Below are 26,246 nucleotides of genomic sequence, written 5' to 3'. Positions count from 1 at the left end.
ATGCCATATTTAGGGAGGACAAAACATGTATGTAGGAAGGGATATGACTGAACTTTCCATGATGGGGAAAAATGATTGGACAGATAAAGAGCTAGCTTTTTTTCATAAAAATTTACAACAAATCGCCCCATATTTAAATACTGAGGGGGTCACGATTCATAAAGAGATTATAAAGGAAATTATGAACCGTGGAGGATTGCATCACGAAGCTGAATGGACAAGTGGAAGTCGTGTTCATTACGATTAAAAGCCTTGTTTAAGAGGGTATGTCATTCCTTTTAAAGGGAGAAAACCGACTATCACAATAAATTTTTGGAGGTAATTCGTACATGAATTACCTCCTTTATTTTTGAAGGGAGTATTTCAATAATATATAACGTATTATTTAGCACCCTTTTTAAAGAGGAAAAAGTAACACTTAAATTCATCTCGAATACGGAACCAACTATTAGAAGGCTTTTCTTTTTTTTATAAAAGAATTATGAGAAAATACAAAAAAGATAATCAATCTGCTAGTTGAATCAATTTCATAATTAAGTTTTTTGCGCAGTGAAACGAATGATATTATAAATATATCATTAAATGTACGTTTTATCTGGAAGTGAACGTAACAAAAGACGGCGACTCCCGGAGGATAAGCGTAGTCTGAAGATCCACTTAGGCGAAGAGTTGTTGAGCCTAAGTTAGCTGAAGACAAGCCCTCGGGAAAGCGTCCGTCTCAAGTGGAGTTCACACTCATCATTCGGAATTTCGCATCATATTTTGAGTTATGAAATTGATTCAGTTACAAATTAATCTAAAAAAGGGAGTGTGAGAAAATGAAAGCTGTTGTTTATGAAAAATATGGATCACCAGAAGTTCTTCATACAAAAAATATTGAGAAACCTGAACCAAAAGCTGGAGAAGTACTCATCAAAATTGGTGGAAGTGGCCTAAATCCAGTCGATACGTATTTTAGAAAAGGGATCCGTCCTGTCAGTTCATTTCCATTCATTCCTCATTTTGATTTAGGTGGAACAGTTGAAGAAGTTGGAGCAAATGTTACATACGTGAAAAAAGGAGACCGCGTATGGGCTACGAATGTAACTGGGACATGTGCTGAATACGTTACATGTGATGAATCAAAAGTATTCCCATTACCTAAACGTGTAACAGATGTTGAAGGGGCAGCTCTTGCCATGCCATTTATGACAGCACACCTTTCATTACATTATCGCGCAAATGTCCGCCCTGGTGAAACGGTGCTCATTTACGGTGGAGCCGGTGCTGTTGGCCAAGCTGCAATTCAGCTTGCAAAAAAAGCTGGTTTAACGATTATTGCAACAGCGAGTAATGAAGAAAAAGCTTCAATTTGTAAAAAAGCTGGTGCAAATGAGGTCCTTTTATACAAAGAAACAGATATCGTTGAAAAAGTAAATGAGGTAACAGATGACCAAGGTGTCGATTTAATTTTAGAAATGTCCTTAAGTGAAAATATCGAAAAAGATTTAGATATGATCAAACTTGGTGGTAAGATCGTTACAATTGGTTCTCCGAAAGACAATACACCGAAATTACCTTGGAGAAAACTTAATCAAAAACACGCTTCCTTAATGGGCGTTTTATTATTTACTGCACCAACTGAAGTGTTGCGTAGAGCAGGTGAAGAAATAAGCAGGCTGTTTGAACAAAAATCAATCTTTGCTCATGTTGGAGCCACATTCTCATTTGATGAAGCTGAGAAAGCTCACGAAGCGATTGAAAATCAGCAAGTGAATGGAAGTATTGTTTTAACTCCATAAAAATCTAAATAAGCAGGTGGTTTCATAAAACCACCTGCTTTCTTTATGGTGCAAGAAAAATTGCTCCGTAAATTAAGGAACCTAGTATAACAAAAGCTGGATGAACTTTTAACTTCTCTAATAAATAATAACTTACAACAATGAGTAACCCAGTTTGAACCACACCATTATCAATGTACGAAGTCTCAACGAAGCGTAAAGTCATCACACCTAATAAAACAGCAATCGTTGGGCGAACGATACTTGATAATAATTTTACCTTTGGGGAATCTTTAAATTTGTATAAAATACTTAATAGGACAATCATTAATATAAGTGATGGGGCAATCGTTGCAAATAATCCAACAAACGCACCAAGAACTCCACCTTCAACAAAGCCAATATACCCTGCCATTTTTGTTGCAATTGGACCTGGTAGTGCATTTCCTAAAGCCAACACTTCCCCAAACTCTTCTACACTCATCCAGCCATAGCGGTGGACAACTTCATACTCAATTAATGGAATTGTCGCCGGTCCGCCACCATAACCAACGATTCCAGGAATGAAAAACGCTAAAAATATTTCCCAATACGTCATTCTTTCTCACCTTCCTTTACTTTAGAAGGTTGTTTTTGTTTTTTCAAGAAAACAAAAATAATCAGTCCTGCAATAACAATTGCTGGATGTAACCCTGCTAGCTGGATTAACAGTACGGAAAGTAAAATAAGGATCATCACTTTTCCCCAACCAAAATCATCTTTTGATCGTTTTACAAAACTCCATGTTAATACTCCTAACATCACTGCAACGATTGGTAACACGCCATTTGTCATCCCTTGAACCCAGGCATATTCTCTAAAAGAGGCTAATGATACAAGAAGAGCGATCATGAATATAACAGTCGGAACTACCGTTGCAATAATCGCGTTTACCATTCCCCCGATTCCAGCTACTCGATAACCAATATATCCTGCCATTTTTGTTGCAATTGGACCAGGTAACGTGTTTCCGATCGCTAAAACGTCCGAAAATTCATCACTGGTCATCCATTTGTATTTATCTACGACTTCTTTATGAATAAGGGGTATGGAGGCTGGACCGCCCCCATACCCTAATAATCCGACACGTAGAAAAGCCATAAATAATCCTGCATGATTCATTTCGTGCCGCTCCTTTATAATAAAATCATTTTAATATGCTGCAACGGAACCATCTGTTCTGGATTCCGTTCCCCCAGCTAAAACTCCGGTTTCTGGATCTCGCCAAATAATTTGTCCTCTACCGAAGCTTCCTGATTGATGGGTTACTTGGATGTTATGACCTTTTGCAGACAATTGCTGAGCAAGATGATTTGGTACAGTTTGTTCAACTAACACCGTTTTATCTTTCATCCATTGCCATCTTGGTGCATCTAATGCTGCTTGAGGGTTTAATCCGAAATCAATCGTGTTCATGACGACTTGCATATGACCTTGTGGCTGCATGAAGCCTCCCATTACGCCAAATGGTCCAACAGCTTCATTCCCTTTAGTTAAAAACCCAGGAATAATTGTATGATACGTACGTTTACCTGGTGCTAATGCGTTATCATGGGATGGGTCAAGACTAAAGTTATGACCACGGTTTTGAAGAGCGATTCCCGTACCTGGAACAACTAATCCAGAGCCGAAGCCCATATAGTTACTTTGGATAAATGATACCATATTTCCTTCTCTATCAGCAGTCGCTAAATATACCGTACCGCCTTTTGATGGTTCTCCTGCTTCTGGTTGAATCGCTTCTTCACCAATTAAAGCGCGGCGCTCTTTTGCATAAGCATCACTTAATAATGAATCAACTGGAACGCTCATTTCTTTTTCTTCTGTAATATACTTTTCACCATCAGTGAAGGCTAGTTTCATTGCTTCAATTTGCTTATGGAGCGTGTCTTCATCATCACGCGTTGAGAACGTCTCATCTTTTAACATATTCAATGCCATAAGAGCAACGAGCCCTTGGCCGTTTGGAGGGATCTCCCATACATCGTACCCTTTATAATTCACACTGATTGGTTTGACCCACTCAGGCTTATAAGCAGCTAAATCTTCTTTCGTTAAATAGCCACCATATTTTTTTGAATATGCGTCGATTTTTTCCGCTAGTTCACCTTCATAAAATGAACGTGCGTTCGTTTCACCAATAGATTCTAACGTAGAAGCGTGCCCTTCTGAACGCCATACTTCTCCTACTTTAGGAGCAACGCCATTTGGAGCAAATGTATCAAACCAGCTTTCAAACTCTTCGCCTTTTAAAACTTCTTTAAAGGCTTTCGTCGCACGTTCCCAGAAATAAGAGAGTGTTGGGCTTAATGGGTATCCTTCTCGCGCATATTGGACAGCAGGCTTTAACACTTCTGATAATGGTAATTTACCGAATCGTTCAGAAAGTTCCGCCCATGCACCAGGTGCTCCAGGCACAGTAACAGGTGTCCAACCAAATTTCGGGATTTCTTCGACACCTTGTTCTTTTAACTTTTCAATTGAGATTGATTGTGGCGCTTGACCACTTGCATTCAGACCGTGGAGTTCTCCTTTAACCCAAACTAATGCAAAAGCGTCTCCACCAATTCCATTTGACGTCGGTTCGACAACAGTTAAACACGCTGCAGTAGCAATTGCTGCATCGATCGCATTACCACCTTGTTTCAAAATGTCTAAACCTGCTTGAGCTGCTAACGGTTGAGATGTCGCAACCATACCGTTTTTTCCATATGTCACATTTCGTTGTGACGGATATGGATAATGTAAACTATCGTATGTAACCATTTATACTCCCCCTTATGTTTTTTACTATATTAACATACTTCGAGTTTCGAAACGATTATTACCCTAAATAATTTTTAGAATATTTCGCTATTACACATTGTAACACATCACCATCAATAATCAATGATTTGTTAAGGAAATTGACAAATTAAACTTACATTCGTTTGTACCGAACCCCACTTCTTTCCAATCCGAATCTTCGAAAATAAAAAAGCGATTAAGGGGAAATCCCCCCCAATCGCTTTGTGCGCTCGACTTTTTTTTCAAAAACACCAAACATCATCGCTGTAACGAAAGCTCCTATGATGATTTTTTCCGGCTAAAAATTTGATCGAGACTGGCCGCCGTCAACATTTAATGTTGCACCAACAACCCAACTTGCTTTTTCCGAAGCTAGGAATAAAACGACATTTGCAACTTCTTCGACCGTTCCAAAACGCCCCGCTGGAATTTGTTCTTCTACGAATTTATTGATCTTTTCTGGATTTTCATCTAACCTTTTTTGCCAATTACCTGAAGGGTGCAATATCGAACCCGGTGCAACACCATTAACACGGATGCCATCCTTGATCACTTCGTCGGCTAAGGACTTCGTAAAGCTGATCATTGCTGATTTTGCACTATTATAAGTCGGTTTCCCACCTGCTTCACGTCCAAAGATAGAGGAGACATTAATGATCGAACCTGACTTTTCCTTTTTCATAAATGGGACTGCTAACTGACTAAAGTGAACAGCCGATAAAAAATTAAGCTGCAACGCTTCTGCAAACTGATCGAATGATGTCTCCATCGTCTTTCCACCATTGCTGCCGCCAACATTATTGACTAAAATATCAATACTTCCTACTTCAGTTATAAATTGATTGAACACTTCTGTACGGGCTTGTTTGTCCATTAAATCCGCTTGAAATGTTTTTAATCCTGATAGTTCATCTTTCGCTTTTTTTAAATCTTCCTCTCCTCTTGCAATAACCCCAACATTAGCGCCTTCAGCTAAAAATGCTTCAGCAATTGCTTTGCCGATTCCTTTAGATCCACCGGTTATAAGAACATTTTTTCCTTGTAATTGTAAATCCATAAATTTTCCCCTTTCTTTATGTGAACGTTTGCCGAAAACGTATGAACTTAAACTTTTATGTTTTGTTTTATGATTTTTTGATGAGAAACAGGGAAGGGATACCATTCAACTTCTTCTTTTCGAACAAATCTCAATGGAGCATCTGCTTCGTAAAATTGGTCAGGTGCTTTTGAGGCCTGTAAAACAAAAACATCGATTTCCCAAACGATATGAGAGAAAATGTGTTTTACGTGTTGAACAGGTCCTGTCACTTCCCCTTCAATATCTAGTTGGTCGATGAAGGTTTCTAAGTCTGTTATATCCTCCGATTCCGCTTCTATATTAGGAAATTGCCAGAGCTTTGCTAACAACCCTGTATCAGGTCTTCGTTCAATTAATACATGACCATCATCGTCTTCAATGACAACTGCCTTCATGTCCAAAGGTTTCGGTGGTTTCTTTTTTGCCTTGACTGGAAGTAATTCTTGAACACCTTCTTCTCTCGCTTTACAGTGTTTTTGTACAGGGCAAATTAAACAAGCTGGTTTTGTTGGTGTACAAATAAGTGCTCCTAATTCCATTAAACCTTGGTTAAAAAATGATGGGTTCTCTCTCGAAATAATGTCTTCAATGATCTCTTCGAATTTTTTTCTCGTCTTCGCCTTGCTTATATCATCATAAACGGTAAAAATACGAGATAACACCCGCATCACATTCCCATCAACAGCTGGGGCTGGAATCCCGTATGCAATACTTAAAATGGCACCTGCTGTATAAGGTCCAACTCCTTTTAAGCTATGTACACCTTCTTTTGAATTCGGTACAGTACCTCCATATTTTTCGTCTACTTCCTTTACAGCTTGATGAAGGTTTCTCGCTCTTGAATAGTATCCGAGCCCTTCCCATGCTTTAAGCACCGTCTCTTCTTCTGCTTTCGCTAAATCGCTTGCTGTCGGAAATAAGCTCATAAATCGTTGAAAATATGGGATAACAGTATCAACCCGTGTTTGCTGAAGCATAATTTCAGAAACCCACACTTTATATGGATCTTGGTCTTCTCGCCAAGGTAAATCCCTTTGGTTTTCTTCAAACCAGCCGATTAAATCACGCTGAAACCCTTCAGCATGGAAAGTTTCAGTTTCAGTTGCAGGCATTTTCTTTCCCCCTTGCTTTTTTCTAGGTGTAATAACTATATGTTTTTATGGATAAATGCCCAACAATGAAGCTTTTTTAATCCTCCATCAATGCACTCGTCTAGCTTTCCGAAAATAGGGTGGTCTTTATCCTCCCTATCCTTTTTTACCGCGTAGTAGTGATCCATCGTCGGTATTTCAAACATTTCGACATATAAGTTATTTTGATCGACGGCTTCAAACCAATCGACGTCTATTGCATCATAACTTTGGTTTTCTTTTAAAATTTTTGGTATTAAGGCTTCATACTCTTTTTTATACTCATTTTTTATTTTATACTCTAAGAAAACTTTAATGGGTTTTTTCATTTTAATTTCTCCTTTTGAAATGATAGTAAATCGGGTAAGAATAAAGATAGAACTCTTTTCTACTGGATTTATTAATGGCTGTTTCTCGTCTTTTATTTGGCTTTGTTAAAGGCTAGTGTTGATTTTCAAAAAAAATCAACACGGAATTTAAGGAAACGTTACTTCAGCTCGGCAGGCTTGCGGTAACATCATTTATCAAAAAAATACACAAATTCTCCTACCGATTTTTTCATAACATCAATTTCATTTTAACAAGAAAAGCATTTCGATTCATTAAGGAGGCAAGCAGATGGACACAGGAACTCATGTTGTTATGGGAATAGCGATTGGCGGTCTAGCTACATTAGATCCTGTCGTCTCAAGCAGCCCAGCAATGACTCAAGCTGTAATGGTCGGAGCAATTGTTGGGTCACAGGCCCCTGATTTCGATACGATTTTGAAGCTAAAAAACAATGCCACTTATATTCGAAACCACCGAGGAGTCACACACTCGGTTCCTGCCTGGTTTATATGGCCAACTCTTATTACGTTGTTTTTATGGACGTTGATGCCTAATATCAATGTGTTTCATTTATGGCTTTGGACGTTTCTAGCCGTCTTTATTCATGTCTTTGTAGATATCTTTAATGCATACGGCACAAAGGCATTTGCCCCGTTTAAAAAGAAGTGGATCGCGCTAGGTATTATTAATATTTTTGATCCATTTATTTTCATTGCTCATATTATCGCTATTTTGTTTTGGCGTTTTGGTACAGAGCCTGGTGTTACCTTTTTAACTTTGTATGGGATCAATATCATTTATTACGGGTGGAGAATTCGAGCACAACGTAATGTTTATCATGAGTTAAAAAGTCGGCACCCTGATGCAACGCATATTTTCACTTCTCCAACATTTCGCTGGAATTTATGGCATTGTGTTGTTCGTACGCGAGAAAAAATGTATGTTGCAGAATCACGACATCACCAAATTAATTACTTTGAGACATATCCATTCGAACCTATTCCTGATGATCCAATTATTAATGCCGCACGTAAAGACGATAATTTAAGCTCATTTTTATCTTTTTCGCCAGCTTATCGTTGGGAAGTAACAGAAGAACCGCATGGATATTCTGTTAAATTTGTTGACTTGCGTTATCGTAGCAAAGGATATTATCCTTTTATTGCGATTGTACGGTTGGATGAAAATAAGAATATTTTATCCTCTTACACTGGCTGGATCTTCAACACGGAAGCATTACAACGAAAGTTAGAATTTGCTCCTGAATCGAGTTAAAAAAGCTGTCTCATTAGCTCACATTTTGCTATTGAGACAGCCTTTTATTTATTTAAAGAAGAAATAAAAATTTTGCTTAGTAGTGAGTGATTTATTCACCACTTTTGCGGTTTGTTCACCACTTTTGTGATTTGTTCATCACTTTTGTGATTTGTTCACCACTTTTGCGATTTGTTCACAACTCTGTGACGTTTTCATTTTAGTGATTAAACTTTTTCTTTTCGAACCATTCACGATATTTCGGTTTTTCTAGTAAGACTTCATGCAACCGGTCGCCATAGTTTGTGATCCATTGGCCCAACACTTGTTCAGTCATTTCTTTCCCTTTATATTTTCTGCCGGCTTTGGCATAAGTCGCCTCGAAATCTTCCCATAGTAACTCTACCCATGTTCTTGCTTCTGCATATGATAATTGATCGTTTTTTTCTAACAAACGATTCGTTAACTTTTCATGGTAATCATTCATTATTTTTTCTCCTCCTTGTCAACAATTACAAATCATTTAGGAAGTCATCCTGCACATACTATAAATGCCCCATTAAGATAAGCCTTTGCTCTCATAGCGAAAAGGGGCTTTATCTAAACGGTTTGGCTTAATAAAGTCAAATCATCTTGTTCTCGTTTAAAGTGGAAAATTGAAGGAGGCTTTACCTATGAGGAACAAAGCGAAAGATTTCCCTCACAGAATTTCACCATCAGGAGAAGCGCAAGCAAAATCTGCTTATGCGTCCAAACGTCCGGATGGCACAATTAATGACCATCCGCAAGAGCGTATGCAAGCTTCGACGAAGGACCGTAATGGTGAAAGGCAACAACCTTAATTCAAGATGGATGATCAGATCGCAAGTAAGTTAAAGTAAGGCACTATAAAAGTTTCATTCACCAAATAAGCGGAACAACCCATTCGTTTAGGAGGTATAATGATGGCCAAAAATAACTTCCCTCGAAAAGGTAAAGCATATGACGATCCATTTCAATCTCCACGCGCTAATCCGAAACACGCCTTTCACCAAGTAAATGGTGAAACCGAACAAAGTTTGCATAACCAAGTTTTAGCCGTGCAAACTCGCAAGAGGTCATAACTCCACAATTGAGAGGAGAGGTAGCTTTTCCTCTCCTCTCTTTATTTTTTTTAGGTGATTAGGATCTTTTTTCTCCGAGTAATGAAATTGGTAAAGCTTCTTCTTCATGACTATGTTCACGTGTTCCCCATGCAAATACACCGTTTAAATAAGACACAGTAAATGTCTCTCCTGTACTTCCTTCAATAACATAGGTTGCTCCCTGTTCTATAATATTTGGGTCCATCATATATGCTTTTGCCATTGTCATTTTTCTTTCGTGAACAGCATACTCGTTAACCATCCCCATTTGCTCTGCTTTTTGAGCCTTTACTTTAAGGTCAGCAATTTCTTCTCTAAGTTCTTCTTCCGTCATTTGACTATAACGTTTTTCCATATGTATTTCCCCCAATAAGCAATGATACTTCCTATTATAAAGAAACGAGACCATATAAGCTATGTTCCGAGTTAATCTATACAAAATACCATAAAAATCCAGGTGCCAGGCACCTGGATATTATTGGTGATCACTTTTTTATATTAAATATGCGAAGATCATTCCGAGAATCCCTGCGAGGGTTGCATAGTATAATATTGGAATCATCGTTATTCGGATAATTTGTCCTTCCTTCCCTACCATCCCTACAACTGAAGCTGCTGCTACAACGTTCATCACACAGATCATGTTTCCTGAGTTTGAGCCGATCACTTGAAGGCTTAAAATTAAGGATGGATCTACTGCTATTTGATCTGCAACACTAAATTGGAATATCGAGAACATCATATTACTAAATGTTGCACTACCACTTATAAAAGTTCCTAGTACCCCTATAATAGGAGCAACTAGTGGCCATGCCCCTTCAACCGTTGCTGAAAAAGTATTTGCTAATTCTAACGGCATACTTAATAGTCCCGCTTCATTTACACCAGAGTTTATAAAGATTCGAACCATTGGAAGAGCCGTAAACAAAGTAATGGCCGTACCTATGATTGCTCTTCCTGACCTTGAAAAGGAGGTCACTACTTGTTTTTTCGTCATGCCATGGATAAATGCGGTCATCAATACAACGACAATGAACACAAAACCGGGTAAGTATAATGGTTGAACGTCTGCAGAAATTGTTGTCCCTAAAATATCGATAAATTCAATCGAGACATTTTGAAGCCATGCACGAAACGGCAATTGCTCTAACCTCGTTAATACTAATAACAAACCAACAAGTAAATACGGTATCCATGCTTTTACCATGGAAACTTTTCGCTCCTCTTCACTAGTATCAGGAGTAAGTTCACCTGTCCAAGAAGCAAGCCAATCTTTTTTATCAGGAAAATCCCAGCTTTCTTTTGGGATTAAAAACCCTTTTTTGGCAGCTGGAACTACAATCGCTAAACCGATTAAACCACCGAATATTGATGGGAATTCTGGGCCTAATAAGTGTGCAACAATAAATGCAGGGACTGTAAAACTCAATCCTGCAAAAAGCCCAAACTTCCAAACGCCTAATCCTTCTTTCCAAGAACGATTTTCTCCAAAAAAGCGAGTAAGCATCATCACTAAAACAATTGGCATTAATGTGCCGATAAAAATATCAATGCGAATGATTTGAGCAGCAAGTATATGAATAAATTCATAGGTCGTCATATCACCTAAATATGGTTGTGCAATCGCCGCTGTCTCACCGCCTTCTTGAATTCCTTGATTCACTCCAATAACTAAAGGTGTTCCTACAGCAGCATACGTAACGGGAGTACTGTTAGCAATTAACGCTAAACTTACTGCAGCTAACGCTGGAAAGCCTAATGCTACTAACAAAGGCCCTACAATCGCTGCTGGCGTACCAAATCCTGCGGCCCCTTCAATAAAAGCACCAAACAACCAAGCAATAATAATGATCTGTATTCTTCGATCTTCACTTATCCCCATAAACGTGTTGCGAATCGTATTTACTGCACCACTGATTTTGAGTGTGTTCAATAAGAGGATCGCACCAAAAACAATATAAATGATCGTCACTCCGATAATGATTCCTTCAATAGTTGATGCTGCAATCATTATAAGAGGTACTTTCCAATAAACAAAAGCGAGTATCGCCGTTGCAATTAAACTAATCGTCATCGCACGAACTGCCGGCATTTTCAAAATCACTAGAAATAACATCACTGAAATAATTGGAGTAAGTGCAGCTAATGTAGTCATAATACATAACCCTTTCTACGTAAAACACTATTTGTATACATTAAATTATACACCGTATTGCTCAGCGTTTCACAAACTAATTATGGAGATTATGTTTCAAATTATAAAACGCTTTCTACAATAACATACAGTATTGAGGATTCCAAAAAAATCCAGGTGCCAGGCACCTGGATTTTTTTGTTACTCTCTTTCTTTTAACCATGTTTCGATTAAGTCGATTGAGAAGCCTTTACCATATAAAAATTGTTTGATTCGCTGCTCTTGTTCCCATCCTTCATATTTTCCGTACTTTTTTAATGCTTTTTCTCCATGTTTAACGATTGCTTCCCATTCGGCATCTACGTCATTTTCTAATTCACACTCTTCTACTGCCCGTTGTGCCATTGATTGAGAAAAGCCGCGTTGCACTAAAAATTGAACGAGCTTCTTTTTTCGTTGCTGTTTACTATCGGAACGATAGCTCTTCTGTTTTTTCTCGGCTGCAGAAACGGCATGGTCGAATTGCTCTTCTTCGGTATACTCTAACATCGCGTTATCAACATGACGTTGTGAAATCCCTTTTTGATAAAGCTCTTGCTCAATTACGTACGGACCTTTTTTCTGAGTATTTTTTTTCGTCCTCACAAACGAAGCAGCAAATGCTTCATCATCTAATAAATTCAAATCGCGAAGCCTATCCATCATTTGTGCAGCTTCTTCCTCCGTCGCTTCTTGATCAAGTAAATAGCGATACACTTCTTGTTCTGAACGCATTCTATAAGAAAGGAAATTCAACGCTCTTTGAAAGGCTTTATCGAGTGTATCCTCCTTACGAAGCGTCTCGATATCTTCCTCAGACAATTCCATCCCTTTTTTCAAATGCTGTTTCACAAAAATATCTTCAGAAATGGTAACGGCATATTCCTCACCAGAACCTCGATTAACATAAATATGATAACGACCTTTTTTCCGTTTTGACGCCGTCATTTTCGAAACTTGTGGCATCTGTCTCACCTCTACATGCTATCCTACCATATATAAACAAAGTGTAACGTTTGATTTTTTTAGAAAAAAAAGAAAAAATGTACGTAAGAATGAAACTGAGGAGGATATTACCGATGAATGTAGTCATTGCAGGAGGATCAGGCCTTATTGGTCAAGCATTAACAGATCATTTAATAAAGGACAACCACAACGTCTTTATTTTAACGCGAAACAAGACAAATAAGCCTTCTAAAGATCACGTCACATATGTGGAGTGGTTAGATGAGTCGGCAGCTCCAGAACGACACTTAAAAGACATAGATGCTGTCGTTAATCTTGCTGGTGAAAACTTGAACAGTGGCCGCTGGACAAAAGAAAAAAAGCAAGAGATCCTAGATAGCCGCATTCATGCAACGCGAGAAATCGTAAACTTAATAGAAAAACTTGAATTAAAACCGAACGTTCTTATCAATGGGTCTGCCATCGGATACTACGGAACTTCTGATAAAAAAACTTTTACTGAAGATGTAGAAACAAGCGGTGAAGACTTCCTTGCTACTGTCGTAAGAAAATGGGAAGAAGAAGCCTCCAAAGCAAACACTGTTACAAGAGTCGTTTATACTCGCTTCGGAATGGTTTTAGACAGTAAAGATGGTGCATTAAAAAAGATGCTACCACCTTTTAAATTTGGCTTGGGAGGAAAATTAGGTACAGGGCAACAATGGATGTCATGGGTCCATATCGATGATGTCGCACGTGCGATCATCCACTGTATAAACACACCAACAATAAAAGGTCCTGTCAACATTACCGCCCCGAACCCTGAACGTATGAAAGATTTCGGAAAAACGTTAGCACAAGTATTGAACAGACCTTTTTGGGCACCAGTCCCTAGTTCGATACTTAAAATTGGACTAGGTGAAATGAGCACTCTCGTTTTAGAAGGACAAAAAGTACTACCGAAGAAGCTTGAAGATCATCACTTTACTTTCACTTACCGAGATCTACAGAACGGATTAAAAAATTTATTACAATAAATAACATTGCGTTGTGCATACCACAGCGCGATTTTTTTCGTTATGGCAACTTGCATTCATTGCGTTACTGGATAAGATTGCATAATCCATCGATGAAACGTCCATACTACAAACAGACGGAGGAAAAAGAGGTGAAAACATGAAAAGCAAAGCAAGAAAGTCAAAAGAAGAGCGTCGCCGAATGAGTCGAGCTCAAGAAGTTCACTACCAATCTGAGTTTAAGGCCGCTGATCGCATGTTTACCCAATCAAAGAATAACCTTTAAGCGTCTGTTTGAAAAGTTGCTGATAAGCGTATAGATGTTTAAAGAACGCTACATAATAATATCTGCGCATTTTCAGCATCTTTTTGAACGATCTCGTTAATCTCACTTCATAAGATGAACATCAATGAAAGGATGAGTATAATGGCTAACAATCAGAATCGTGACAGAAGCAAACGAGACTTACCTGAAGTTCCTGAAAACGAAAAAGTTGAGTACGCTGAAGAATTAGCTGATGCAGAGGATCGTCAAGCACAAGCGCGTGCGAAAGAAGCAGAACAGCGCCAACAAAACCGAGTAAATACTGATCATATCTAACGAAGAAAAAGAGGAAGCCAGTCTGTTTTTTCACTTTGGCTCCTCTTTTTTTACGGACAACAAACTGATTTTCACAGAAATTAATAAGTCTTTTAAGATAAATTACCTTGTATACCTACACAAATAACGAAAAGAAAGTTATCATGGAAGTAAGCCTTACGAGAGGATGTCAACCATGATGGTAGAATTTCATTCAATTTTTCTTCTCTTTATTTTCTTCGCTTTAGGTTTATTCCTAATCAATATTTTCACAAGTATATGGGCCTACCGGGATGCGCGGCGACTCGGACATAGTAGTGAATATAGCTTGATTGTACTCATTGCGACGTTGTTTTTCCCCGTGATCGGCTTAATTGTATACCTTATTATTCGTAAGGATACGTAACACTTCGATCATCATTTACCTTTCTTCGATCGTGCCTCGGTTTTCTTGTTTTACGTAGCAAAATTCAATTTTGAAAGGATTGATGAGAAGATGAAAAAAAACCTTCCCCCTAGCTACTTAGGAAAAAAAGTGTATATGGATGAAGCAGAAAATCGTTACTATGTCATTCGATATGAGGAGCATACTGGCAAAAAGCGAACTCACGTATTGCTCTTTGACCAAGAATCTCCTGTCATTTTCGCTGTTCTCCACCATGACGGACATTTTTCAGACTCCTTTTATTTATCAAACAAAACGACCGAACTCTCTGCAAAAGTATTAACTCGTTATAAAAAAATTGCTGACCGAAGAAAACAGCACCGTGTTACACAAGATGACCTTCGTGATGCACTAAAGCCTGAAGGCGAAGCAAAGATGAAAAACGAAAACATCATGAAACACCTCATAGATGAACATTTAGAAGACATTAAGAACCTCTGGCCATCAAGGTTATTGACACTCCAAAATGCATACGGCAAAAGTGAAGAATCACTTATTCTCACATCACTCAAAGAAGCCCTTCAAGAAGCTAATAGCTCAAAAGCCTTTCATTTTTTATTACGCCACAGATACGACTCTTTAGTTCCATTACTAGCTCACCATATAGAAAGTAACCCTAAATTATTAGAGGATGTCACAAAATTTTATTTAGGATATGATCAATCAAAAATCGTTGAAGATTTTATATTAGAAGCGGTCGATCATTTATCAGTTCACAATGAAGAATTAATCGAAAAGCTGCTTAGCACTGCCCAAGACATTGATCACGTTCATTTCACAAAAGTGTTACGCGTAACGCTAAGAAAGTTGTTTAAACGTGTCACTAGTGAAACTGGTGCTACTCCAAGGGAATGGTTGAAAGACACCGTACATGACAAGAAACTGAAACACTCAATCGTCGTTTCCCTAAAGAAAAAAACCGGATAAACAAAACTTGGCTTATCGCCAAGTCCTAATAAGGAACTTCGGCTAAAGTCGATCACGTCCTGTGATCAACACCGAAGCCACCACCTCCTGTGGAAGTAAGCCTTAGTTGCCACAAGCATAACTCCATTGATTAAACGTCGAGTTGCGACGAGTAACCGCAGGAGCACACAGCCCTACTACCCTGAGCTACTTCGACCTGCGACGAGTAACCGCAGGAGCACACAGCCCTACTACCCTGAGCTACTTCGACCTGCGACGAGTAACCGCAGGAGCAGTTACTTTAATCCTTTATCAAAGTTAAAAATTCTTAAAGTATAAAAAAAGTGCCAGGAACCTGGTATTTTATTTCCAGGTTCCTGGCACTTAAATTAAAAACACCCCAGCATATGTTATGCTGAGGTGCTCATTGTTACCGTCCAGTTCGTCTTGCAAAGTCTACAAAACGAAACTTATCTGGCCGGTGGCGTGATTCAGTATATTGAAAAAGGGTCGCATCATCAAAATAAACGTAGTTCTTTACAACAACAATATTAGCAAAACCATCCAAATCGAGTAGGGATCGATCACCTTCTGTCGGTTCTTCAACAACGATTTCCTTTTTCGCAAAACTTATTGTATATCCTAACTCTTTTTCGATATAAGCATAAATCGAGCTTTCACAAATTTCCTTCGTCAATGATTCAATGTACTGTTTGTTTAAGTAATCTTTATCTAAAATAATTCGCTCACCATCAATTTCTCGAACACGATGAACTTCCCACACTTGTTCTTGAGGTCCAACTTGCAAATGCTGTTGAAGATTTTCATCAGGAAAGATCGTTTCCAGATTTTCAATATGTGTTTGATGATTATCTCCAAGTCGTTCTGCTAACTCTTTAAAGCTAACGAGTCCCGAGATCGGAAAATCAAACTTCCTAGCATCAAGAACAATTGAACCTTTCCCTTGAACTTTTTGAATAAAACCATTCTCAGCAAGTAAGGTCAATGCTTTGCGAATCGTTTCCCTGGAAGTGTTAAAGATGTCCATAAACTCATGTTCTGACGGAAGCTTTGATTGAGGGGCATATTTTCCCTCACGAATGTCATCTGCAATTTCACGATAGATTTGGATATACTTATTTTTCATGCGGCATCACCGTATTCAGTTTATCATGCTTCTTTCAAATGATAAACTAATGACTCATACGGTCGTAATGTTATTGACCGAGGGTCTTCTGGTGAATCGGTATAGTTTGAAACAATAAGCTCAACATGATAGTTGTTTATTCCTAGTCCTTCTGGAGCTTCAAACGTTGCTTCGCCGTCATAAAAATGATTAATCACGAGCAACTTCTCACCTTCCATTTCTCTCACATAAGCAAATAAGCGGTCATCATCATCAAGAATGAGGTTATAATCTCCGTAAGTTAAAATGTCTAACTCTTTTCTTAGTTGAATGAGTTTTTTATAATGATAAAAAACCGATTGTTCATCTTTTAATGCAGCTTCTGCATTAATCTTTTTATAGTTAGACGCCACAGGAATCCACGGCGTTCCTTCTGTGAATCCTCCATTAGTAGAATCATTCCACTGAACAGGCGTACGCGAATTATCACGGGATTTTTCTTTAATGATTTCCATAATCCGCTCTTGAGGCACACCGTTTTCTTTCATTTCTTTATAAATATTAAGGGTTTCAACATCACGATATGCGTCAATTGTTTCAAACTTCGGGTTTGTCATCCCAAATTCTTCGCCTTGGTAAATGTAAGGCGTACCTTGCATCATATGAATCGTTGTTGCAAGCATTTTTGCCGATTCATTATGGTACTCTTCATCATTTCCGTAACGACTCACAATTCTTGGCTGGTCGTGGTTACACCAAAATAGTGCATTCCAACCACCACCTTTATTCATCTCGACTTGCCATGTAGAAAGGATTTGTTTTAGCGCTTTAAAATCAAATGGAGCAGTTGTCCACTTTTCACCATTCGGGTAGTCTACCTTCAAATGATGAAAGTTAAATGTCATGCTCAATTCATTTCGATCAGGACGTGTATATTTGATGCAATGGTCTATCGTCGTTGAACTCATTTCCCCAACTGTCATCACATCATACTTTGAGAAAACTTTTTTGTTCATTTCTTGCATAAATTCATGTACTCTCGGTCCATCTGTGTAAAACTTCCGACCATCTCCAGGAGCAACAGATCCGTCATCATTAGGAAAGCTTTGATCTTTTGAAATAAGGTTAATGACATCAAGACGGAAGCCATCAACACCTTTTTCAAACCAGTAGTGCATCATTTCATAAACGTTTTCACGGACTTCTTCGTTTTCCCAGTTTAAATCGGCTTGCGTTACATCAAATAAATGCAAATAATATTGGCCTGTTTTCTCATCATACTCCCAAGCATTGCCTCCGAACTTTGACTGCCAGTTGGTTGGTTCTTTCCCGTCAACAGGATCCTTCCAAATGTAATAGTTTCGATATGGATTATCCTTTGACGACTGAGACTCTTTAAACCACTTATGCTCTGTTGACGTGTGGTTCACCACGATGTCCATAATAATTTTAAGATCTCGTTTATGCGCTTCTTCAAGAAGTTGATCGAAGTCTTCCATCGTCCCATACTCTTCATGGATATTATAGTAATCACTAATATCGTATCCATTATCTTTTTGCGGGGACTTATAGACAGGAGTCAGCCATATCACATCAACGCCAAGTTCCTTTAAATAATCGAGTTTCTCAATAATTCCTTGTAAATCACCTACACCCGTTCCCATCGTATCATTAAAGCTTTTCGGATAAATTTGATAGACGACAGAACGTCTCCACCATTCATTTAAACTCATTTATGTAACCTCCTAAAATTGACTATACAAAAGCTTGTCATTATTAAGCTTCAAATATAAAAAATTGTCTCTAATAAACAACAGAAACAACTTGATATTTGGTTCCATTCGCTCATAATCAAGCACGAACGAGAATATTTTTAATGTGTAACCACATTTTCTGCACCGTTCACACAGAAAGTATAGCTTGTATATACAAGCTAGTCAATATTGAAAGTAACATCACTACTTCTTCTTTTATCATTCCTTTTACACCCGTTGAATAACCATTTTTCACTTCGGATCATGCCAAAAATTAAATTTGAATTTTAGAAACTTTCCATACAACTTGTTATAATAAACTGTAAGAAATAAATGACACTTTAACGAACGCCATGCAAACTCGCTTTATTTATGAATAGGAGAATGAACATGCAGAAAAGCAAACATCCTTCCTCAAATCGCAGTGTTTTTAAAATTTGCCTTGTGTATTTCATTTTAGGAACGTTATGGATAACCTTTACTGATCATGCAGTTTTTCGTTTGTTTGATGATTCTCAAGCAGGTGTTGTTCTTCAAACAACAAAGGGTTTATTGTATATTTTCATCACTTCAATCGTGCTCTATTTTTTCATCCAAAAATATTTTCGCCAAAACGAAACGATATACAATGAATGGGTCGAAGAAAAAAAACGCCACATTGAAACACTGAAAAATAATGAAAAAAAGTTAAACCACCTTGTTAGTCATGATTTCTTAACGAACTTACCGAATCGCTATAGATTAAATCAAGACTTAGAAAAGGTAATTAACAAAGAAGATGTTAACATTGCCCTGATTATTTTAGATATTGACCGTTTCAAAACGATTAACGACACGTTTGGGCACCACTTCGGTGATGAACTGTTACACCAGTTAGCAAAGCGCCTTCACGCTTCTGTTCATACGTATCCAGTGAAAGTTTATCGGCTTGGCGGTGACGAGTTTACGATTGTGATCACCTCATACCAAAACATCGAGCACTTATGCCTTATATTAGATGGGATCAGGCGAGAAATTAGTCTGCCATACGACATTCATCACCAAAAGATTGAAGTGTCATTTAGCATGGGCGTTTCTATTTACCAAGAAGATGCCCACGATATTACTGCACTTTTTAAGCATGCTGATATTGCCATGTATACGGCCAAAGATTCTGGCGGGAATAATTATAAGTTTTACTTAGAAGAATCCAAATTAAAAGTCGATTCATTCAGGCTTGAACACGAACTGAAAGATAGTATTAAAAGGAATGAATTAAAGCTTTATTACCAACCACGGTATGATTTTCACAACGAGAGGATAGATGGAGTAGAGGCACTTGTACGGTGGCACCACCCTGAACGAGGACTGATTTCACCAGCTGATTTTATTCCAATCGCTGAAGAGATGGGGTATATTTCAAAGCTTGGACATTGGGTAATTGAACAGTCATTTAAACAGCTGCAAATTTGGCATCAAGAAGGCATGAAGCTAAGTGTTGCAATCAACTTATCTGCAAAACAACTTTCTCAAAAATTCTTCTTAGAAGATATATTAGAATTAATGAAAAAGTATAGAATAGATCCTGTTTATGTCGAGTTTGAAGTGACAGAAACGATGGTGATGTATAATTTAGAGACATCGATCCAATTCTTAAAAAGACTTAAAGGACTTGGTTTCAAAGTTGCACTTGATGATTTTGGAACTGGGTATTCTTCATTAAATTACTTGAAAATCATCCCTACAGATTATATGAAAATTGACCGAACCTTTATTAAAGAGATTCCAAAAAATAAAGTTGATACGTCAATCGTTAAATCTCTATTACAACTAGGAAAAGACTTAAAAATACATGTTATTGCTGAGGGTGTAGAGGACAGTGAAACCATTTCATTTTTAAGAGAACATGATTGCGGGGGCATGCAAGGGTATTTTTTAAGTAAACCGGTTGAAGCAGAAAAAATTCAAGAAATTGTAAAGGACAGTCACACACTACCTCTATAACTACAAAATTATGAGTAAAAGTGATGTCATGACAAGTCTTGCATGCATTTATATAATAGAATTTCTCGAAAAAAAGTGATATGAAGGGAAGTTCTCCCTACCATATCACTTACTCTCAAAAACTATTTTTCTATTTTTTCTTCATGAAAAGCCAGCCTAAAACAACCGCTAACAGTGCACCAATGATAACGATAAACATAGGAAAATCAGCGGACTCTTCTTCTTCGTCTACATTTTCTTCAGAAGGTTGCTCTTCTGTAATGTCAGAAGCAACCTGTTCAAGTTCCCCTTCTTCCGTGTTATCTCCACTTTCGTCGTCAACAATATCATCAGCAGCCATTTCATCATCAATCAATAAGATCTCTAACCCTTCTTCTTCATCACTGTACCAAGATTGAACAAGATAACGTCCTTCCCATGCTCTCGCATCAACGGCCCCATTAAATACTTTCGGGTGATGGTGTATTTGATAGTCTTTACCGTCTACAGTGATACGAAAACGGTCATAAGCACTCTCTGCTTCTCCTACTCTATCTGCTTCAACTGCCTCAATTTTACCTACTGGACCTTCAATAAAATCTGCAGCATAAAAAAGAGTCCCACCATTTACTTCTTCATCGAAAAACTCTCCCATAAATATTGCAAAGTCTTCTCTTGTCACTTCTTCACCGATCTCATCTAATTCAACATCAGCATCTCCAAAATACGCACGGGCAATATCTTCATATGTCGCATTTCCGTCGAGATCTTCAACCAAGCCTTCTTCTAATGCAAGCTGCTGGTATTCTTCTGGTGATTGACTACTACCATGACTATGCCCGTGACCGTCGTGACTCTGATCATCGCTATGCCCCTCTACTTCTAGACCTTTAAATGAAGCCGCCCAATGTGCTAAATCTGCTCTCGTTAGTATTTCTTGCGGACGATAAAGGTTTGCACCACTTTCAAATGGGATAACATTTAATGCTCTTAAAATTACAATTTCCTCTTTCGCATCCGAGAGCTCAATATCATCATAAATAGTCGCTTCATTTTCAACATGAGCAAATCCTCTAAGACTAAATAAAAGAGTAAAAATAATTGTTAATAAAAAAATACGTTTCTTCATATTGATCCCCCGTTTTATTCCTCACTTTGATAGATCGGATGAATTTGAATCGAACCATTTAAATGCTCAACGTGAAAACTTTCAGGTTCACCATCTATTTCTGAAAATGCAAATTCAATCGTAAAGAGTTCTTCTAATATGTCTTGTCCAATTGCCATTCCATCAATAAATCCTGCTTCTAAATCAAGCTTTACTTGTCCATCTTCATTAATAAATAACGCAACTAAGACAACGTGAGCATCCTCTGTCTGATGGTGAATGTAAACATGGTCTGACCTAAACAAATAATCGACGTGAGTTCGTTCATTAAAGTCTTCTTCCTCAATAACATAATACGCGCCTACATTTTTTATAAGTGAGTCAAGTTCGTCTTTTACAAGGAAGTGATCCCTTTCTAATAACGTCCCGAATCGCTCCGTTCTAAAAGACCATTGGTAATGAACAGCTCTCGCTAACATTCCAGGACGGTCTTGTAAATGTTCATGTTCTTCCATGAATTTTTGACGGCCTTTTAAGTTCCCCGAAATGATTTTCAACAGTTCCTCATGACCTCTTAACGATGCTTCCATCACCTCTAATTGACGATACATTAAATAAAGATCATTTAAATCTGTTAAGAATTCATCAAGATGTTTTTCTACGATACGTTGGTTTGCTAACACATCAATGAATTCTTCAGATTGAAGGATAAAATTCATATATGTGTCTAAGCCAATACTTTGATAAAACGTCAGTTGAGCAACTGCTTCATCCTCTTGCACGTCGTATTCACTCTTTAACTGTTCAACCTGCGGCTCTAACCTTTCAATCTCTTGCCTTGTCTCTTCCAATTCACGCTTTAGCTCTTCTTCTGTGCCTTCTCCAATACCTAGCAAAAAGTCATGGAAGACACCTGCCACATGTGCAGAAGTTTTGGGGTTTATAACTGCTAAGCCTATAAACAAAAGTACAACGCCACTAATGATGACTTTACGCATTTTTAATCATCTTCCTTGTTGACAGGTAACTACCTAATAAACCGATTAAAGTTCCACCAATAATAACCCCTAACAACGTGATATTCATAAATGTTGAGCTAAAGTTAAATACATATCCAAATTGTAATTGCAGCTGGAAAAATGCAATGTAATAAACGACATAAACCGCTAAACTTGCTAATAAACTTCCGATAAATCCAAGTACTGCTCCTTCAAATAAAAATTGCCCACGGACGTGAGACTCTTTTCCACCTAGAAGAAGCTTAACTCGAATATCTTTTTGCCTTTGATATAGGGATAGATTAATCGCAATACTCACCGTTAAAAATGAAGTCAGCATAAAGATCCCCATAATAATTAAACCATAGCGATTCGCTGTATCTGACCACGATTGAACCGCTTCAGCAAATTCTTGAGCATAAACAACATCCGTAATACCATCCATATTTTGAAATTCTTCAGCAGCAATCGTCACTTCATGTTGACTTGGGAATTCTAGCAAAATCGTATCAGGAATATCACTTTCATGGAAAGCAGTAAATAAATGTTCCCTGCCATCGAAAAAGCCTTCTAATTGATCGAGCATTTCTTCTCGAGTTTCAATTTCAACAGATTGCACCGAAGACTTTGAATCTAATATTTCAGCGACACTTTCTGTTTCTACTGCCGGGTCCACGAAGATCTTCACCTTGGCATATGAATCTAGATAATCAACTGTATCATCGACACCAGATTTTAATAAGAACAAGCTACCTGTAATTGTTAAAGAGATAAAGATCAGCAAAATAGCAGCTAAAGAAGCACCAATATTTCTTTGAATTCCTTCTTTTGCATCACGCAAATAATATTTAACTAAGTTCATATTCTCTCACCTTGCCGCTTTCCATGACGAGTGTCCTCGATTTGAATTGTTCTACTAACTGGTCTGAATGGGTCACAATAAACATCGTAATATTTTCACGTTCATTAATCTCTTTTAATAAACTCATAATATGAACGGCTGTTTCAGAATCAAGATTACCCGTTGGCTCGTCCGCGAGTAAAACTTTCGGACTGTTTAACAATGCTCTAGCAATTGCTACTCTTTGTTGTTCTCCTCCAGATAATTGATCTGGAAATTGATGTTCCTTCCCTTTTAAACCGACAAGTTCAAGTAGTTCAAACGTTTTACGTTTAATTTCATTCTCACTTATTCCGAGAACTTCACCAGCTAATGCAATATTTTCAGCCGCAGTCTTTCGATCAAGAAGTTCATAGGACTGAAAGATTGTTCCAGTAAGTCTACGACTTTTATACTTTGGAATACTTGCTAACATCTGGTCACTAATATAAACCTCACCTTCATAATCTTCAATTTCGCGATACAAAATTTTTAGTAAGGTACTTTTTCCAGAGCCGGAGCTCCCTTGTAGAAAAACGAACTCACCTTCATCAATTGAAACATCGAGATTATGAATGACTTCATCATTTTCATATCGTTTAGAAAGTTGTTTTATTTTAATCATCTTTACCCCTCAACCTTTTATGCAAAGAAAAGGGACTTCCTTTAACTTTAGGAGCCCCTTTCTTTTTTAGATTAAAATGCTAGCTTATTTTGCAGCAGATTTCTTTTTATTCATAACAATGAATCCAACTACAGCAACTGCAGCAATTAAGAATAAGACAATTGGTAATGCAGAATTGCTTTCATCTTCATCTTCTGCTACATCCGTCTCAGAACTAATCTCTTCTTCTGTAGACTCTTCTGCTTCCTCAGCTTCTGTTGCTTCTTCTTCACCAGCAGCTAAGATATTCTCAAAGTTATAAGAATAAACTCCCCAGCCATCTCTTTCTTCAACATAAGTGACAGTAGTTAAATCATGTGTACCAATGTACTCAGCACCTGATGGTGAAGATTTGAAGATTACTGGACCTGCAGTTTCAACTGGTTTGATCGCCCAGTTTGGCTCACTATCAGTGATCGTTCCAATTTGTGTTACATATTCAATTAATGCTTCACGGTTTGTATCATCAGTACGTAAGATCGTATTCGATCCGTCAAGATGAGGGAAGTCCCCACCACCGTTTGCACGGTAATTATTTGTAACAAGCGCAAACTCCATATCAGAAGAGAGTGGCTCGCCTTCAAAAGTAGCATTTACGATACGGCTTCCTTCTGGCTGTGTTACATCAATTTCATACTCAATACCTTTAATCACATCAAAGTTAAATGGCTCAATACCTGAAACTAATTCTTGTTCTTCTGATGATTCAGGATCAATTTGGTTAAAGTTAAGTGCTGAGTGCTCAAGCACATCAATAATTTGTTCTCCGTCTAACTTAACAACGTAGAAAATGTTTGGATACATATATAAGTCAGCAATATCATTTACAGATACAGCACCTTCTGAAATATCTGTATACTCATTTGGTGTTGTTCTACCAGCCCTAAATGGCGCAGCAGAAGCAATAATAGGAAGTTCATTGTATTCTGTATGCTCAAGAAGCTCTTCAGCTTTCCAGATTTGTGCTCTATTAATTAAATCAGTTGCAGTTGTATCCATTACGCGTGAGAAGAAGTGGTTAATTGGCACTTCCGTTACACCAATTGAACTACGTACATATTCAATCGTTTGGTCATGACGATCTTGGACTACTTCGACAAGCTCTGGAGCTGCTTCAGTATCCTCTTCTACTGGAATATTACGTGCACTACCTTCAATTACTTCCCAGTTTCCATTACTATGAGAAAGCTTTAAGTCAACAACTCCTAAGTGATCTCCAGCAAAACCAGCCATAACAGAAGGTATTCCGTGAATTAGACCGTTCTCGTTGTCTATCCCGTCAACACCATCATATTTAGAATCTCCTGGGAACACACTTTGCTCGTGTCCGAATAAAATCGCATCAATTTCATCTTGGAACTGTTCCGCAAAGAAGTATAAAGAGTGTTCACCTTCATCATTGATTTCCGCGTCTGCTCCATCTTCAAGACGCTTACCACCATGAATATTGATGAAAATAAGGTCTGCTCCGTCTTCTTTCATTTGTGGAAGAAACTTTTCAATCGTGTCAATGACCGGCTTAGTAGTTACTTCACCTGGTAGTTTGTCTGCATGCCAAGTCATAATCCCTGGTGGTGTAAGACCTAAAACACCAACGTTAACAGTTTTATCGTCAACTTCTTGCTCTAAAATTACGTATGGATCAAAATAGTTTTCTGTTGCATTTCCATCTTCATCTACTGCGTATACGTTCGCATTGATAATTGGGAATTCTGCATCTTGGAATGAACGGTGCATGAAATCCAATCCGAAATCAAACTCATGGTTACCAATATTAACAGCATCGTAGTCCATTAAGTTCATCGCTGCGATTATTGGATTTGTTTCGTTTTCTTCTAAAGGCTCAATTGTAGCAACAAACTCTCCTAAAATTGCCCCTTGAAAAATGTCTCCTGTGTCAAACAACATCGTATTCCCATAGTTTTCACGAATGTCTTTTACTAGTGAATATGTTTTCACTAACCCGATTGACTCATCAGGCATGTCACGGTAATAATCGTATGGCATTAAATGAGCGTGAATCTCAGTTGTTGCCATAACCGTTAAATCATGTTCCGATTCGTCATCAGCTTGTACATTGTTTGTTAATATGTTGTTACCAAACAACGCACCAGCCACTAGCAATACAGCAAACGAAACGATTGAAAGCTTCTTATACATCAAATCTCTCCTTAAAAAAATATAATA

General features: G+C 37.9%; 28 protein-coding genes. 11 read left to right on the top strand and 17 right to left on the bottom strand.

Annotated elements, in window-relative coordinates; genetic code table 11:
- Positions 1 to 25: 25 nt before the first annotated feature.
- Both LGQ02_RS04820 and LGQ02_RS04815 read left to right on the top strand, forming a co-directional pair.
- Entirely contained in the window at positions 26 to 247 is a 222-nt protein-coding gene (locus LGQ02_RS04820) for a cytosolic protein (protein WP_226517094.1), read from the top strand.
- 571 nt (positions 248 to 818) lie between these two features.
- Positions 819 to 1,781, top strand: a complete 963-nt coding sequence (locus LGQ02_RS04815) for an NADPH:quinone reductase (RefSeq protein WP_226517093.1) — start codon at positions 819 to 821, stop codon at positions 1,779 to 1,781.
- A 43-nt stretch (positions 1,782 to 1,824) separates the two neighbouring features.
- Here LGQ02_RS04815 and LGQ02_RS04810 read toward each other — a convergent pair whose 3' ends face one another.
- The 6 genes from LGQ02_RS04810 to LGQ02_RS04785 all read right to left on the bottom strand — a co-directional run bounded on the left by LGQ02_RS04810 (position 1,825) and on the right by LGQ02_RS04785 (position 7,123).
- On the bottom strand, positions 1,825 to 2,358 hold the full coding sequence (locus LGQ02_RS04810) for a chromate transporter (protein WP_226517092.1): 534 nt from the start codon (positions 2,356 to 2,358) through the stop codon (positions 1,825 to 1,827).
- A complete protein-coding gene (locus LGQ02_RS04805) occupies positions 2,355 to 2,921 on the bottom strand; it encodes a chromate transporter (RefSeq protein ID WP_226517091.1) in 567 nt (188 codons plus the stop codon). The genes LGQ02_RS04810 and LGQ02_RS04805 overlap by 4 nt, the downstream gene beginning before the upstream one ends.
- A 30-nt stretch (positions 2,922 to 2,951) precedes the next feature.
- Positions 2,952 to 4,565: a gamma-glutamyltransferase gene (gene ggt, locus LGQ02_RS04800; RefSeq protein ID WP_226517090.1), complete on the bottom strand. Its 1,614-nt coding sequence runs from the start codon at positions 4,563 to 4,565 to the stop codon at positions 2,952 to 2,954.
- A gap of 319 nt (positions 4,566 to 4,884) precedes the next feature.
- Entirely contained in the window at positions 4,885 to 5,643 is a 759-nt protein-coding gene (locus LGQ02_RS04795) for an SDR family NAD(P)-dependent oxidoreductase (RefSeq protein WP_226517089.1), read from the bottom strand.
- A gap of 47 nt (positions 5,644 to 5,690) precedes the next feature.
- Positions 5,691 to 6,776 (bottom strand): A/G-specific adenine glycosylase, encoded by a 1,086-nt coding sequence (gene mutY / locus LGQ02_RS04790; protein WP_226517088.1) that lies wholly within the window; start codon positions 6,774 to 6,776, stop codon positions 5,691 to 5,693.
- 35 nt (positions 6,777 to 6,811) lie between these two features.
- Positions 6,812 to 7,123 (bottom strand): hypothetical protein, encoded by a 312-nt coding sequence (locus tag LGQ02_RS04785; protein WP_226517087.1) that lies wholly within the window; start codon positions 7,121 to 7,123, stop codon positions 6,812 to 6,814.
- A 289-nt stretch (positions 7,124 to 7,412) separates the two neighbouring features.
- On the opposite strand from LGQ02_RS04785, the gene LGQ02_RS04780 reads away from it, so the two are divergent.
- Positions 7,413 to 8,399, top strand: a complete 987-nt coding sequence (locus LGQ02_RS04780) for a metal-dependent hydrolase (RefSeq protein WP_226517086.1) — start codon at positions 7,413 to 7,415, stop codon at positions 8,397 to 8,399.
- Positions 8,400 to 8,598: 199 nt separating this feature from the next.
- On the opposite strand, the gene LGQ02_RS04775 is transcribed toward LGQ02_RS04780, so the two are convergent.
- Positions 8,599 to 8,865 carry a YfhJ family protein gene (locus tag LGQ02_RS04775; RefSeq protein ID WP_226517085.1) on the bottom strand — a complete coding sequence of 89 codons (267 nt, stop codon included), beginning with the start codon at positions 8,863 to 8,865 and terminating at the stop codon, positions 8,599 to 8,601.
- A 187-nt stretch (positions 8,866 to 9,052) separates the two neighbouring features.
- On the opposite strand from LGQ02_RS04775, the gene sspK reads away from it, so the two are divergent.
- On the top strand, positions 9,053 to 9,220 hold the full coding sequence (gene sspK / locus LGQ02_RS04770; protein ID WP_226517084.1) for a small, acid-soluble spore protein K: 168 nt from the start codon (positions 9,053 to 9,055) through the stop codon (positions 9,218 to 9,220).
- A gap of 99 nt (positions 9,221 to 9,319) precedes the next feature.
- Positions 9,320 to 9,481 (top strand): YpzG family protein, encoded by a 162-nt coding sequence (locus tag LGQ02_RS04765; protein ID WP_404802382.1) that lies wholly within the window; start codon positions 9,320 to 9,322, stop codon positions 9,479 to 9,481.
- Positions 9,482 to 9,539: 58 nt separating this feature from the next.
- Here the strand turns inward: LGQ02_RS04765 and LGQ02_RS04760 are convergent, their stop codons facing one another.
- From LGQ02_RS04760 to recX, 3 genes are all read right to left on the bottom strand, one after another.
- Complete coding sequence (locus LGQ02_RS04760) at positions 9,540 to 9,857, bottom strand: YfhH family protein (RefSeq protein WP_226517083.1); 318 nt, start codon at positions 9,855 to 9,857, stop codon at positions 9,540 to 9,542.
- A gap of 138 nt (positions 9,858 to 9,995) precedes the next feature.
- Positions 9,996 to 11,657 carry an L-lactate permease gene (locus LGQ02_RS04755; protein WP_226517082.1) on the bottom strand — a complete coding sequence of 554 codons (1,662 nt, stop codon included), beginning with the start codon at positions 11,655 to 11,657 and terminating at the stop codon, positions 9,996 to 9,998.
- A 180-nt stretch (positions 11,658 to 11,837) separates the two neighbouring features.
- On the bottom strand, positions 11,838 to 12,641 hold the full coding sequence (gene recX, locus LGQ02_RS04750) for a recombination regulator RecX (protein WP_226517081.1): 804 nt from the start codon (positions 12,639 to 12,641) through the stop codon (positions 11,838 to 11,840).
- A gap of 113 nt (positions 12,642 to 12,754) precedes the next feature.
- Here recX and LGQ02_RS04745 point away from each other — a divergent pair, with 113 nt between their 5' ends.
- From LGQ02_RS04745 to LGQ02_RS04725, 5 genes are all read left to right on the top strand, one after another.
- A complete protein-coding gene (locus LGQ02_RS04745) occupies positions 12,755 to 13,657 on the top strand; it encodes a TIGR01777 family oxidoreductase (protein WP_226517080.1) in 903 nt (300 codons plus the stop codon).
- A 139-nt stretch (positions 13,658 to 13,796) separates the two neighbouring features.
- Positions 13,797 to 13,922 carry a YfhE family protein gene (locus LGQ02_RS04740; protein WP_226517079.1) on the top strand — a complete coding sequence of 42 codons (126 nt, stop codon included), beginning with the start codon at positions 13,797 to 13,799 and terminating at the stop codon, positions 13,920 to 13,922.
- 141 nt (positions 13,923 to 14,063) lie between these two features.
- Complete coding sequence (locus LGQ02_RS04735) at positions 14,064 to 14,237, top strand: YfhD family protein (protein ID WP_226517078.1); 174 nt, start codon at positions 14,064 to 14,066, stop codon at positions 14,235 to 14,237.
- A 178-nt stretch (positions 14,238 to 14,415) separates the two neighbouring features.
- Entirely contained in the window at positions 14,416 to 14,622 is a 207-nt protein-coding gene (locus LGQ02_RS04730) for a PLDc N-terminal domain-containing protein (RefSeq protein ID WP_226518222.1), read from the top strand.
- A 90-nt stretch (positions 14,623 to 14,712) separates the two neighbouring features.
- Positions 14,713 to 15,588 carry a hypothetical protein gene (locus LGQ02_RS04725; RefSeq protein WP_226517077.1) on the top strand — a complete coding sequence of 292 codons (876 nt, stop codon included), beginning with the start codon at positions 14,713 to 14,715 and terminating at the stop codon, positions 15,586 to 15,588.
- A 409-nt stretch (positions 15,589 to 15,997) separates the two neighbouring features.
- On the opposite strand, the gene treR is transcribed toward LGQ02_RS04725, so the two are convergent.
- Both treR and treC read right to left on the bottom strand, forming a co-directional pair.
- Positions 15,998 to 16,714: a trehalose operon repressor gene (gene treR / locus LGQ02_RS04720; RefSeq protein WP_226517076.1), complete on the bottom strand. Its 717-nt coding sequence runs from the start codon at positions 16,712 to 16,714 to the stop codon at positions 15,998 to 16,000.
- 23 nt (positions 16,715 to 16,737) lie between these two features.
- On the bottom strand, positions 16,738 to 18,426 hold the full coding sequence (treC, locus tag LGQ02_RS04715) for an alpha,alpha-phosphotrehalase (protein ID WP_226517075.1): 1,689 nt from the start codon (positions 18,424 to 18,426) through the stop codon (positions 16,738 to 16,740).
- Positions 18,427 to 18,837: 411 nt separating this feature from the next.
- Here treC and LGQ02_RS04710 point away from each other — a divergent pair, with 411 nt between their 5' ends.
- Positions 18,838 to 20,430 carry a putative bifunctional diguanylate cyclase/phosphodiesterase gene (locus tag LGQ02_RS04710; protein ID WP_226517074.1) on the top strand — a complete coding sequence of 531 codons (1,593 nt, stop codon included), beginning with the start codon at positions 18,838 to 18,840 and terminating at the stop codon, positions 20,428 to 20,430.
- Between the two features lie 130 nt (positions 20,431 to 20,560).
- Here the strand turns inward: LGQ02_RS04710 and LGQ02_RS04705 are convergent, their stop codons facing one another.
- The 5 genes from LGQ02_RS04705 to LGQ02_RS04685 form a co-directional block, all read right to left on the bottom strand.
- Entirely contained in the window at positions 20,561 to 21,538 is a 978-nt protein-coding gene (locus LGQ02_RS04705; RefSeq protein WP_226517073.1) for a hypothetical protein, read from the bottom strand.
- A gap of 14 nt (positions 21,539 to 21,552) precedes the next feature.
- On the bottom strand, positions 21,553 to 22,515 hold the full coding sequence (locus LGQ02_RS04700; RefSeq protein WP_226517072.1) for a hypothetical protein: 963 nt from the start codon (positions 22,513 to 22,515) through the stop codon (positions 21,553 to 21,555).
- Positions 22,508 to 23,377, bottom strand: a complete 870-nt coding sequence (locus LGQ02_RS04695) for a cell division protein FtsX (RefSeq protein WP_226517071.1) — start codon at positions 23,375 to 23,377, stop codon at positions 22,508 to 22,510. Before LGQ02_RS04695 ends, LGQ02_RS04700 begins: the two co-directional genes overlap by 8 nt.
- On the bottom strand, positions 23,364 to 24,020 hold the full coding sequence (locus tag LGQ02_RS04690) for a cell division ATP-binding protein FtsE (RefSeq protein WP_226517070.1): 657 nt from the start codon (positions 24,018 to 24,020) through the stop codon (positions 23,364 to 23,366). The genes LGQ02_RS04695 and LGQ02_RS04690 overlap by 14 nt, the downstream gene beginning before the upstream one ends.
- Before the next feature lie 84 nt (positions 24,021 to 24,104).
- Positions 24,105 to 26,219 carry a bifunctional 2',3'-cyclic-nucleotide 2'-phosphodiesterase/3'-nucleotidase gene (locus LGQ02_RS04685; RefSeq protein WP_226517069.1) on the bottom strand — a complete coding sequence of 705 codons (2,115 nt, stop codon included), beginning with the start codon at positions 26,217 to 26,219 and terminating at the stop codon, positions 24,105 to 24,107.
- Positions 26,220 to 26,246 lie beyond the last annotated feature (27 nt).

The organism is Bacillus shivajii (assembly GCF_020519665.1).
GTDB classification, from domain to species: domain Bacteria; phylum Bacillota; class Bacilli; order Bacillales; family Salisediminibacteriaceae; genus Bacillus_CA; species Bacillus_CA shivajii.
Note: the sequence above shows the minus strand (reverse complement) of the source record. Positions and strands in the feature narration are given on the sequence as shown.

Bases quoted from the DNA above. Each gene is read 5' to 3' on its own strand.
- LGQ02_RS04820 (WP_226517094.1), top strand. From the start codon at position 26: ATGTATGTAGGAAGGGATATGACTGAACTTTCCATGATGGGGAAAAAT.
- LGQ02_RS04815 (WP_226517093.1), top strand. From the start codon at position 819: ATGAAAGCTGTTGTTTATGAAAAATATGGATCACCAGAAGTTCTTCAT.
- LGQ02_RS04810 (WP_226517092.1), bottom strand. From the start codon at position 2,358: ATGACGTATTGGGAAATATTTTTAGCGTTTTTCATTCCTGGAATCGTT.
- LGQ02_RS04805 (WP_226517091.1), bottom strand. From the start codon at position 2,921: ATGAATCATGCAGGATTATTTATGGCTTTTCTACGTGTCGGATTATTA.
- ggt (WP_226517090.1), bottom strand. From the start codon at position 4,565: ATGGTTACATACGATAGTTTACATTATCCATATCCGTCACAACGAAAT.
- LGQ02_RS04795 (WP_226517089.1), bottom strand. From the start codon at position 5,643: ATGGATTTACAATTACAAGGAAAAAATGTTCTTATAACCGGTGGATCT.
- mutY (WP_226517088.1), bottom strand. From the start codon at position 6,776: ATGCCTGCAACTGAAACTGAAACTTTCCATGCTGAAGGGTTTCAGCGT.
- LGQ02_RS04785 (WP_226517087.1), bottom strand. From the start codon at position 7,123: ATGAAAAAACCCATTAAAGTTTTCTTAGAGTATAAAATAAAAAATGAG.
- LGQ02_RS04780 (WP_226517086.1), top strand. From the start codon at position 7,413: ATGGACACAGGAACTCATGTTGTTATGGGAATAGCGATTGGCGGTCTA.
- LGQ02_RS04775 (WP_226517085.1), bottom strand. From the start codon at position 8,865: ATGAATGATTACCATGAAAAGTTAACGAATCGTTTGTTAGAAAAAAAC.
- sspK (WP_226517084.1), top strand. From the start codon at position 9,053: ATGAGGAACAAAGCGAAAGATTTCCCTCACAGAATTTCACCATCAGGA.
- LGQ02_RS04765 (WP_404802382.1), top strand. From the start codon at position 9,320: ATGATGGCCAAAAATAACTTCCCTCGAAAAGGTAAAGCATATGACGAT.
- LGQ02_RS04760 (WP_226517083.1), bottom strand. From the start codon at position 9,857: ATGGAAAAACGTTATAGTCAAATGACGGAAGAAGAACTTAGAGAAGAA.
- LGQ02_RS04755 (WP_226517082.1), bottom strand. From the start codon at position 11,657: ATGACTACATTAGCTGCACTTACTCCAATTATTTCAGTGATGTTATTT.
- recX (WP_226517081.1), bottom strand. From the start codon at position 12,641: ATGCCACAAGTTTCGAAAATGACGGCGTCAAAACGGAAAAAAGGTCGT.
- LGQ02_RS04745 (WP_226517080.1), top strand. From the start codon at position 12,755: ATGAATGTAGTCATTGCAGGAGGATCAGGCCTTATTGGTCAAGCATTA.
- LGQ02_RS04740 (WP_226517079.1), top strand. From the start codon at position 13,797: ATGAAAAGCAAAGCAAGAAAGTCAAAAGAAGAGCGTCGCCGAATGAGT.
- LGQ02_RS04735 (WP_226517078.1), top strand. From the start codon at position 14,064: ATGGCTAACAATCAGAATCGTGACAGAAGCAAACGAGACTTACCTGAA.
- LGQ02_RS04730 (WP_226518222.1), top strand. From the start codon at position 14,416: ATGGTAGAATTTCATTCAATTTTTCTTCTCTTTATTTTCTTCGCTTTA.
- LGQ02_RS04725 (WP_226517077.1), top strand. From the start codon at position 14,713: ATGAAAAAAAACCTTCCCCCTAGCTACTTAGGAAAAAAAGTGTATATG.
- treR (WP_226517076.1), bottom strand. From the start codon at position 16,714: ATGAAAAATAAGTATATCCAAATCTATCGTGAAATTGCAGATGACATT.
- treC (WP_226517075.1), bottom strand. From the start codon at position 18,426: ATGAGTTTAAATGAATGGTGGAGACGTTCTGTCGTCTATCAAATTTAT.
- LGQ02_RS04710 (WP_226517074.1), top strand. From the start codon at position 18,838: ATGCAGAAAAGCAAACATCCTTCCTCAAATCGCAGTGTTTTTAAAATT.
- LGQ02_RS04705 (WP_226517073.1), bottom strand. From the start codon at position 21,538: ATGAAGAAACGTATTTTTTTATTAACAATTATTTTTACTCTTTTATTT.
- LGQ02_RS04700 (WP_226517072.1), bottom strand. From the start codon at position 22,515: ATGCGTAAAGTCATCATTAGTGGCGTTGTACTTTTGTTTATAGGCTTA.
- LGQ02_RS04695 (WP_226517071.1), bottom strand. From the start codon at position 23,377: ATGAACTTAGTTAAATATTATTTGCGTGATGCAAAAGAAGGAATTCAA.
- LGQ02_RS04690 (WP_226517070.1), bottom strand. From the start codon at position 24,020: ATGATTAAAATAAAACAACTTTCTAAACGATATGAAAATGATGAAGTC.
- LGQ02_RS04685 (WP_226517069.1), bottom strand. From the start codon at position 26,219: ATGTATAAGAAGCTTTCAATCGTTTCGTTTGCTGTATTGCTAGTGGCT.